Source organism: Bradyrhizobium sp. INPA03-11B, assembly GCF_040446015.1.
Classification (GTDB): Bacteria; Pseudomonadota; Alphaproteobacteria; order Rhizobiales; family Xanthobacteraceae; genus Bradyrhizobium; species Bradyrhizobium macuxiense_A.
Map to the genome: position 1 here is coordinate 1 of NZ_JASGSR010000204.1, position 8726 is coordinate 8726.

The following is an 8726-nucleotide window of genomic DNA, read 5'->3' on the forward strand; positions in this document are numbered from 1 at the left end:
TCGACGCGACACGCCGGGCTGAAACCATTCCGGTTTCGGGCTTTGTTGCCATGGCGAGGGAATTGGCCGATATACGGTCCACAAAATAGAACAACAGGAGAAAACGTAATGGCGCGTATGGTTCGCCAATCCCTCGTCAAATTCGATGCACCGCTGTGCGAAACCATCGTCGACACGCCGAAGCCCCAGGGGCGCGAAGTGCTGGTGCGCATCGAACGCTGCGGCCTATGCCATTCCGATCTCCACATCCAGGACGGCTACGCCGATCTCGGCGGCGGCAAGAAGCTCGACACCACCCGCGGCATGACCCTGCCCTTCACGCTCGGCCATGAGATCGCAGGCGTGGTCGACGAGGTCGGTCCCGATGCGCCGAAGGATCTGGTCGGAGCCAAGAAGGCCGTCTTCCCCTGGATCGGCTGCGGCCAGTGCCGCGACTGTCTCGCCGGCGACGAGAATCTCTGCGTCAAGCAGCGCTTTCTCGGCGTCTCGATCGACGGCGGCTTCGCGACGCACGTGCTGGTGCCCGACGCAAAATACCTGCTCGATTACGATCCGCTGCCGGTCAACCAGGCAGCCACGCTGATGTGCTCCGGCGTCACCGCCTATGGCGCGCTGAAGCGCCTGGTCGATCGTCCGCGCCAGCGCAATCTGCTGCTGATCGGCCTCGGCGGCGTCGGCATGATGGGCCTGTCGTTCGCGCAGGCGATGTTCAAGCAGCCGATCAGGGTTGCCGATCTCAGTCCGGCGGCGCGCGAGACCGCGCTGAAGAACGGTGCGGCGTCCGCCTACGATCCCGCTGAGCCCGACGTCGTCAAGCGCATGCTGAAGGAGAGCGACGGCGGCTTCGACGGCGTCGTCGACTTTGCCGGCAACGAGAAGTCGATGGCGTTTGCGGTCTCGACGGTCGCACGCGGCGGCAAGATCGTGGTGTCCGGCCTGATGGGCGGCCAGTTCACGCTGCCGATGGTGCAGTGGGTCTACAAGCGCATGACCATCGAAGGCTTCATGGTCGGCACGCTCGCCGAAGGCCAGGAGTTGATGGCGCTCGCCCGCGCCGGCAAGATCAAGCCGACGCCGATGAAGGAAGAGCCGATGGCCGACGTCCAGAAATGGATCGATGAATTGCGGGCCGGCAAGGTCGTGGGACGTATCGTACTGAAGAACTAGCAAGAACGTCCTGCCGGCCTCGCCCGACCAAAATGGGGGAGGACGCGAATGCGAAGGAAACGTTCGACGATCCGGGCATGGGCGGCGCTCGCGTTCGCCCTTGCCGTGACGCCAGCCCTTGCGCAAAAGCACTACGGGCCCGGCGTCACCGACAGCGACATCAAGATCGGCACCACGACACCCTATAGCGGTCCGGCGTCGGCCTATTCGGCCGGCGCGGTCTCGATCACCGCCTATTTCGCGATGATCAACGATCATGGCGGCGTCAACGGCCGCAAGATCAACTTCATCAGCCTCGACGATGCCTACAGCCCGCCGAAGACGGTCGAGCAGATCCGCCGCCTGATCGAGAGCGACGAGGTGCTGTTCCTCGTCAACCCGGTCGGCACCGCGCCCAACATGGCGGTGGTGAAATACATCAACCAGAAGCAGGTGCCGCATCTCTTCGTCGGATCAGGAGCTACGATCTTCAACGATCCCGAGCATTATCCGTGGACAATGAGCTGGACGCCGCATTACGCGTCCGAGGGCGAGATCTACGCCAGGTACATCCTGTCGACGCTGCCGGACGCCAGGATCGGCATCCTCGCGCAGAACGACGATCTGGGTCGCGACTACATCCTCGGCTTCAAGCGCGGGCTTGGCGAAAAGGCTGCGACGATGATCGTGTCGCAGCAGGCCTACAACACCAGCGATCCCACCGTGGATTCGCAGATCGTGTCGCTGAAGGCCGCGGGCGCCAACGTGCTGTTCATCGCGGCGGTGCCGAAATTCGCGGCGCAGGCGATCCGCAAGGCCTACGACATCGACTGGCACCCGCAGGAATTCCTCTCCAGCATCGGCTCCTCGATCGCGGGCGCGATCCGTCCTGCGGGCTTCGAGGCCGCCAAGGGCGTGATCTCCGCGGCCTACCAGAAAGACCCTGCCGATCCGCAGTGGAAGGACGATCCGGCCATGCAGGCCTGGAACGTCTGGATGGACAAGTACAACCCGCATGTCGACAAGAGCGACTACTACGCACCCTACGGCTACAACATCGGCTACGCCGTGGTGCAGATCCTCAAGCAGTGCGGCAACGACCTGACGCGCGAGAACGTCATGAAGCAGGCTTCCCATCTCGATATGGAGTTGCCGCTGCTGCTGCCCGGCATCCGCCTGCGGACTTCGCCGACCGACCTGCGCCCGATCAAGCAAATGCGTCTGGTCCGCTTCAACGGCCAGCGCTACGTGCTGTTCAGCGACGTGCTCGAAAGCAACTAGTCGTTCCCCGCGCGCAACCAATAAGCCGGTTCCTCGGCCTCCGGCTTGCCGCAATTGCGACACGCCGCGAGCCCCAATTAAGCCCTACCCGTTCCGGATTTGCGGCGCATTGCGACCCAACTCTTTGCCGAGATTGGTTTCACCAGCGTTTGCGTAAAAAAAGAAATACCGGGGACGTGTATGTCAAATCGTTCAGCGAAATTCGCTGCGGCGCTTGCCGCGAGCATCTTGGGGGGCGCCAGCTTCGGCGCCATGGCGCAGACCGCCGCCAATACTGCGAGCACCACCACGGCGGATGCCAAGACGGCGGACACCTGTCAGGCCGCGCCGAAGGGAACCGCGCCGGCGGGCAGCCACTGGTTCTATCACCTCGACCGCAGCACCCAGAAGAAGTGCTGGTATCTCGGTGACGCCAGGAACAAGGTTGTCGCCAAGCCCGCCACCGCGCAGCAACAGCCTGCGGCAGCCGCGCCGGACACCGCGACCGCCGACGCGACGCCGCCACAGAGCCAGCCGGCGACCGTGGTGCCGCCGCCCGCGATGCGCAAATCAGTCGCCAATGCCCATGCCGAGTGGCCCTCGCCGCAGGCCACAGCCGCGCCGGTGGCAAGCCCCGATGCAGCACAGGCCAGCGGCGTGGCAGCGCCGGCCGATCCTGCCGCGACGGCGGCGCCTGCCGGCGCCAACGCCCAGCCGTCGGAGGTGAACGCCAGGTGGCTGGATGCATCGAGCATGGCCGGAACCAACGGCACCCGGCACGCGGCAGATCAGCCGACCGTGGTCGCGCAGGCCGACACGACGCCGCAACAAGCGGCCGCGCCAGCACCGGCCGCTCCCGCCACGGCCGAGGCGTCCGCCGAGAAGTCATCGTCCTCCACGCAAATGCTGCTGATCGTGATGGTCGGCGCCCTGGCGCTCGCTGGCCTCGTCAGCGCGCTGGTGTTCCGCCTGACCCGCACGCGGACGCCGCCCTACCAGATCAGCGACGAGTGGCGTGCGCCCTGGGATTCACTCCACACCGAGCCGGCCCCGCCGATGTCCGTCGTCGGCCGTGACCGTCCGCTGCGTCTGTCAGAGGCAGCACCGCGCCGTGCGGAGACCTCCGTTCCGCGCCGCGCCGAGACGCCGGTTGCTCGCCGTGAGGCGGCACGTGATCCCGGGCAGACCGAGCAAGACAACAAGCAGATCGCGGCGATGCTGCAGCGGCTGGCGCGCAGCGCGACGAACTAGTGCTCGTTCTGGAATAAGGGAATGACACGTGATGCGATCCCTTGCGATCGCATCACGATCGCAAGGGCTATTTCTCGAGCTGACGCTGCAGGCCACGCACGAATTCGGTGAGGCCGGTGCGGCGCTCACGCTTCAGACGCTCGGCTTTTAGGATCGACTGCACCTCGGCAAAGGCGTGGTCGACGTTCTGGTTGACGACGATGTAGTCGTATTCCGCCCAGTGGCTCAACTCATGACTGGCGCGGTTCATCCGTCCGCGGATGACCTCTTCCGAATCCTGCGCCCGCGTATGCAATCGCTTCTCGAGATCGGCGGCCGACGGCGGCAGGATGAACACCCGCACGACGTCGACGCTGGCTTTCTGGTGAAGCTGTTGGGTGCCCTGCCAGTCGATGTCGAACAGCACATCCTGTCCGACCGATAGCGCCGCCTCCACCGGAGCGCGCGGCGTGCCGTAGAGATTGTCGAACACGGTCGCCCATTCGAGCAGTTCACCCTGCTCGACCATGTTCTCGAATTTCTTCTTGTCGACGAAAAAATAGTCGCGGCCCTCGACCTCGCCCGGCCGCTTCGGGCGCGTCGTCGCCGACACCGACATCTTCAGGCCCGGCTCGCGTTCAAGCAGCATGCGCGACAGCGTCGTCTTGCCGGCGCCCGAGGGCGACGACAGGACGAACATCAGTCCGCGCCGCTCAACGCCGTCAAAACCCTGCGCCGTCATCATTCACTCCAGATTCTGGACCTGTTCGCGGAACTGCTCGACCACGTTCTTCATCTCGAGCCCGGTATTGGTCAGCTCGACGTCGTTCGACTTCGAGCAGCAGGTGTTGACCTCGCGATTGAACTCCTGGGCGAGGAAGTCGAGCCGCCGCCCCACCGGGCCACCCTTGCCGATCATCTCGCGCGCCTGGCCGATGTGGGAGGCGATGCGGTCGAGCTCCTCGCGGATATCGGCCTTGGTGGCGATCAGGATCGCCTCCTGGCTCAGCCGGTCGGCATCGAAGCGATCGGAGGTCTCCAGCAGCGCTGCGATCTGCTCGGCGAGCCGGGCCTTGATCGCCTCGGGCTTGCGGCCGGGTGCCGTCTCGGCGCGCTTGGCGAGCTTCTCGATCTCATCCATCCGCTGCATCAGGATCTGGCCCAGCGCATCGCCCTCGCGGCGGCGCATCTCGACGAGGCTGCCGAGCGCCTGCTCGAAGGCCTTCGCCGCCGCCTCGCGCGCCGCCTTGTCCTCGTCCTCGTTGCTCTCGGGCTCGACCACCTCGATGACGCCCTTGATGCCGAGCAGGCCGTCGATGCTCGGCGCCACCGCGTCGATCCGCTGCGCCAGCGTGCCTGCGACCTTCACGACGGCGGCGAGCACGTCCTCGTTGATGCGGATCGCCTGCGCCGCATCGGTGCGCTTGACGGTGAGATTGGCGTAGACCGTGCCGCGCGACAGCAGTTCGCCGGCGCGCTTTTTGGCCAAGGCTTCCAGTTCGTCCCAGCCCGGCGGCAGCCGCAAGCGCAGGTCAAAGCCCTTGGCGTTGACCGATTTCAGCTCCCACTCGAACGTATAGGGACCGCTTGCGCCATGGCTCCGGGCAAAGCCAGTCATGCTCGACAGCGCCATCGCGTGAAACTCTCCAACAGAAGGATATGGGACCAACCCGGAGCCTTCGAGACTCGTGGGCGGCGATTACGACCTTAAAACGGATTCCGTGAAAGTGGAATTACGTCCACCTTCGGGAAACGCAGAGCTAGAACATGATCCGGAGACCTGTGAAGCAGTCTTCCGAAAGATCATGCCCAAACAAGAAGCTAAAGCGCGATGATCGCATCGCGCTTTAGCGCTGCACGACCGGCGGCGAATTGGTCTGCTGGGCTGCGCCCTGGCGACCGCGCGGCGGCTTCTTCTGATTGGTGGGCTTCGGCGGCGTCGTCGCCGTCGGATTGGTGTCGGCCGCCCCGGGCGCTGCGGCGGCAGGCGCCGGATCATCCGCGGGCTCGACGGTGTCGTTCTGGATCTGCTTTTCCGACGCGCGCAGCTTGGCGACGTTCTTGGCGTGCTGGTCGTAGGTTTCGGTGAAGGCGTGGCCGCCGGTTCCGTCGGCAACGAAGAACAGGTCGCGCGTGCGCGCCGGATTGGCCGTCGCCTCCAGCGAGGCGCGGCCGGGATTGGCGATCGGTCCGGGCGGCAGCCCGTCGATCACATAGGTGTTGTACGGCGACGGCTGCGTGATCTCGCTGCGCTTGATCGGGCGTCCCAGCGTGCCCTTGCCGCCCACCAGCCCGTAGATGATGGTCGGATCGGATTGCAGCTTCATCCGCTGCCGCAGGCGGTTGACGAACACGGCGGCGACACGGCTACGCTCGTCGGCGCGGCCGGTTTCCTTCTCGACGATCGAGGCCAGCGTCACCAGCTGGTCCGGCGATTTCAGCGGCGTGTCGGTGTTGCGGCGTTCCCAGATCTCGGCAAGCACACGCTTCTGCGCCTGCTGCAAGCGCTGGATCACCTGGTCGCGCGTGGTGCCGCGCGGAAATTTGTAGGTCTCCGGCAGCAGCGTGCCCTCGCGCGGAATCTCGCGCACCGAGCCGGTGAAGATGTCGTTGTCGGAGAGCCGCGACACGATCTGCTCCGAGGTCAGGCCTTCCGGAATCGTGATGGCATGCTGCACCACCTTGCCGTCGACGATGGTGGCGATGACGTCGCGCAGGCTGGCATTCTTCTGGAACGAATATTCGCCGGGCTTGAGGTCGGAGCTCGCCTTCAGCGCAAACACGCCACCGATGAAGACCCACGGATTGACGTTGATCACGCCCTCGCGCAACAGCACGTCGGCGATGTCGCGCTTGCCGGCGCGCGCCGGGATGTTGACGATCTTGTCTTCCTGCAGCGGTCCCGGCGATTCCAGCGCCTGCTTGCCGTAGTAGTAGGTCGCTCCGGCGCCGAGCATCAGGATGATCAGGATCGTGAAGATGGCATTGCCGACGATCACGAAGGGATTGCGGGCACGATCCGAGCGCTTGGGCGGCGGCGGAACCTGTTCAGGCTCCAGCGCGGCACGTGGACTCCTCGGTGAAATGGGCGGCCTCTCACTCATCGATGCAAACCAATATCCTGCCGGTTGAATCGTGGCCGGACAAACCCCTGCCCTGCCAATAGCATACGCCCGCTATTAGGAGTCACCGCGGAATACGGCAAAACGGTGGACTAGTTCTAAAGTCCCGTTCCGACTGAATCGGAACGGGACTTTGGATTCTTGTTTTGACGCGTTTTCTTCACGCGAACCGGTACCCACTTCGCTCGAAAACGCGCTAAAGACCTACTAATTGGTCACGCGCTGCACGATCACGGAGGCGTTTGTGCCGCCGAAACCGAAGGAATTGGACAGCGCCACATTGACGTCACGCTTGCGCGACGTATGCGGCACGAGATCGATCGCGGTTTGCACCGACGGATTGTCGAGATTGATGGTCGGCGGCACCACGTTATCGCGAATCGCCAGGATCGCGAAGATCGCCTCGATCGCGCCGGCCGCACCGAGCAGGTGTCCGGTCGCGGACTTGGTCGACGACATCGAAACCTTCGACGCCGCATTGCCGAGCAGACGCTCGACGGCGCCGAGCTCGATCTCGTCGCCGACCTGCGTCGAGGTGCCGTGCGCGTTGATGTAATCGAGATCGGATGCCGCAAGGCCGGCGCGCTTCAGCGCCATGCTCATGCTGCGGAAGCCGCCATTGCCGTCCGGCGGCGGCGAGGTGATGTGGAAGGCATCGCCCGACAGGCCGTAGCCGGTGACCTCGGCGTAGATCTTCGCGCCACGCCGCTTGGCGTGCTCGTATTCCTCGAGCACGAGGACGCCGGCGCCCTCGCCCATCACGAAGCCGTCGCGATCCTTGTCGTACGGCCGCGATGCCTTGGTCGGGTTGTCGTTGAAGCCGGTCGACAGCGCACGCGCCGCACAGAAGCCGGCGATGCCGATGCGGGAGATCGGCGATTCGGCGCCGCCCGCGACCATCACCTCGGCGTCACCGAGTGCGATCAGCCGCGCCGCGTCGCCGACCGCATGCGCGCCGGTCGAGCATGCCGTGACGACGGCGTGATTGGGCCCCTTCAGGCCGTGCTCGATCGAGACGTAGCCGGACGCCAGATTGATCAGGCGTCCTGGAATGAAGAAGGGAGAGACCCTGCGCGGTCCACGCTCCTTCAGGAGCACCGCAGTCTCGGCAATGCCGGTGAGGCCGCCGATGCCGGAGCCGATCATCGTGCCGGTGGCGTGCTGGTCCTCGTCGGACTTCGGATGCCAGTCGGCGTCGTCGAGCGCCTGCTTGGCCGCGCACATCGCATAGACGATGAAGTCGTCGACCTTGCGCTGGTCCTTCGGCTCCATCCACTGGTCGGGATTGAAGGTGCCGTTGGAGCCGTCGCCGCGCGGAATGTAGCAGGCGACCTGGCTCGGCAGGTCGGACACTTCGAAGGTGTCGATCTTCTTGCCGCCGCTGTCTCCGGCAAGGATGCGCGCCCAAGTTGCGTCAACGCCGCAGCCGAGCGGTGTAAGCATGCCCAGCCCCGTGACGACAACTCGTCTCATTTCCACGTCTCCGGCCAGCAATGCGCGGCTAATAGTAAGAAGCCGGGGGACCGCTCGATCGCGGTCCGTCCGGCCCCGTCAACTTCGCGATCGGCGTCAGCTCTTCGCGTTCTTTTCAAGAAACTTGGTCGCGTCGCCCACGGTCAGGATCGTCTCCGCCGCGTCGTCGGGAATCTCGCAACCGAATTCTTCTTCGAAAGCCATCACGAGCTCGACCGTGTCGAGGCTGTCGGCGCCGAGGTCATCGATGAAGCTCGCGCTATCGACCACCTTCTCGGGTTCGACACCAAGGTGCTCGACCACAATCTTCTTAACCCGCTCGCCAATCTCACTCATCGTTCAACCTCGTTGTTCCATTGGACCCGACCCCAAGACGATACGAGCCATCGTGGTCGTCTCGATTACTCAGTCGCGCATAGTCTTGATTCGGCCCGGTCGTAGCCGACTAAAGCCCCGGCGAACGGCAGGCGTCGCCACGCCAATATACAGGGTTTC

The 8726-nt window shown here is 64.7% G+C and carries 8 protein-coding genes; 3 read left to right on the plus strand and 5 right to left on the minus strand.

What is annotated here, in order from left to right:
* The first annotated feature begins 108 nt into the window (after positions 1 to 108).
* The 3 genes from QMZ05_RS39385 (at position 109) to QMZ05_RS39395 (ending at position 3657) form a co-directional block, all read left to right on the plus strand.
* Entirely contained in the window at positions 109 to 1167 is a 1059-nt protein-coding gene (locus QMZ05_RS39385; protein WP_353705653.1) for an alcohol dehydrogenase, read from the plus strand.
* Between the two features lie 48 nt (positions 1168 to 1215).
* Positions 1216 to 2427 carry an ABC transporter substrate-binding protein gene (locus tag QMZ05_RS39390; RefSeq protein WP_353705654.1) on the plus strand — a complete coding sequence of 404 codons (1212 nt, stop codon included), beginning with the start codon at positions 1216 to 1218 and terminating at the stop codon, positions 2425 to 2427.
* Positions 2428 to 2607: 180 nt separating this feature from the next.
* A complete protein-coding gene (locus tag QMZ05_RS39395) occupies positions 2608 to 3657 on the plus strand; it encodes a hypothetical protein (protein ID WP_353705655.1) in 1050 nt (349 codons plus the stop codon).
* Positions 3658 to 3724: 67 nt separating this feature from the next.
* Here the strand turns inward: QMZ05_RS39395 and gmk are convergent, their stop codons facing one another.
* The 5 genes from gmk to QMZ05_RS39420 form a co-directional block, all read right to left on the minus strand.
* Positions 3725 to 4378, minus strand: a complete 654-nt coding sequence (gmk, locus tag QMZ05_RS39400) for a guanylate kinase (RefSeq protein ID WP_353705656.1) — start codon at positions 4376 to 4378, stop codon at positions 3725 to 3727.
* 3 nt (positions 4379 to 4381) lie between these two features.
* A complete protein-coding gene (locus QMZ05_RS39405) occupies positions 4382 to 5269 on the minus strand; it encodes a YicC/YloC family endoribonuclease (RefSeq protein WP_353705657.1) in 888 nt (295 codons plus the stop codon).
* Between the two features lie 214 nt (positions 5270 to 5483).
* Positions 5484 to 6740 carry an endolytic transglycosylase MltG gene (gene mltG, locus QMZ05_RS39410; protein WP_353705658.1) on the minus strand — a complete coding sequence of 419 codons (1257 nt, stop codon included), beginning with the start codon at positions 6738 to 6740 and terminating at the stop codon, positions 5484 to 5486.
* A 225-nt stretch (positions 6741 to 6965) separates the two neighbouring features.
* A complete protein-coding gene (fabF, locus tag QMZ05_RS39415; RefSeq protein ID WP_353705659.1) occupies positions 6966 to 8231 on the minus strand; it encodes a beta-ketoacyl-ACP synthase II in 1266 nt (421 codons plus the stop codon).
* Between the two features lie 96 nt (positions 8232 to 8327).
* A complete protein-coding gene (locus QMZ05_RS39420) occupies positions 8328 to 8567 on the minus strand; it encodes an acyl carrier protein (RefSeq protein WP_002716125.1) in 240 nt (79 codons plus the stop codon).
* Positions 8568 to 8726: the final 159 nt, after the last annotated feature.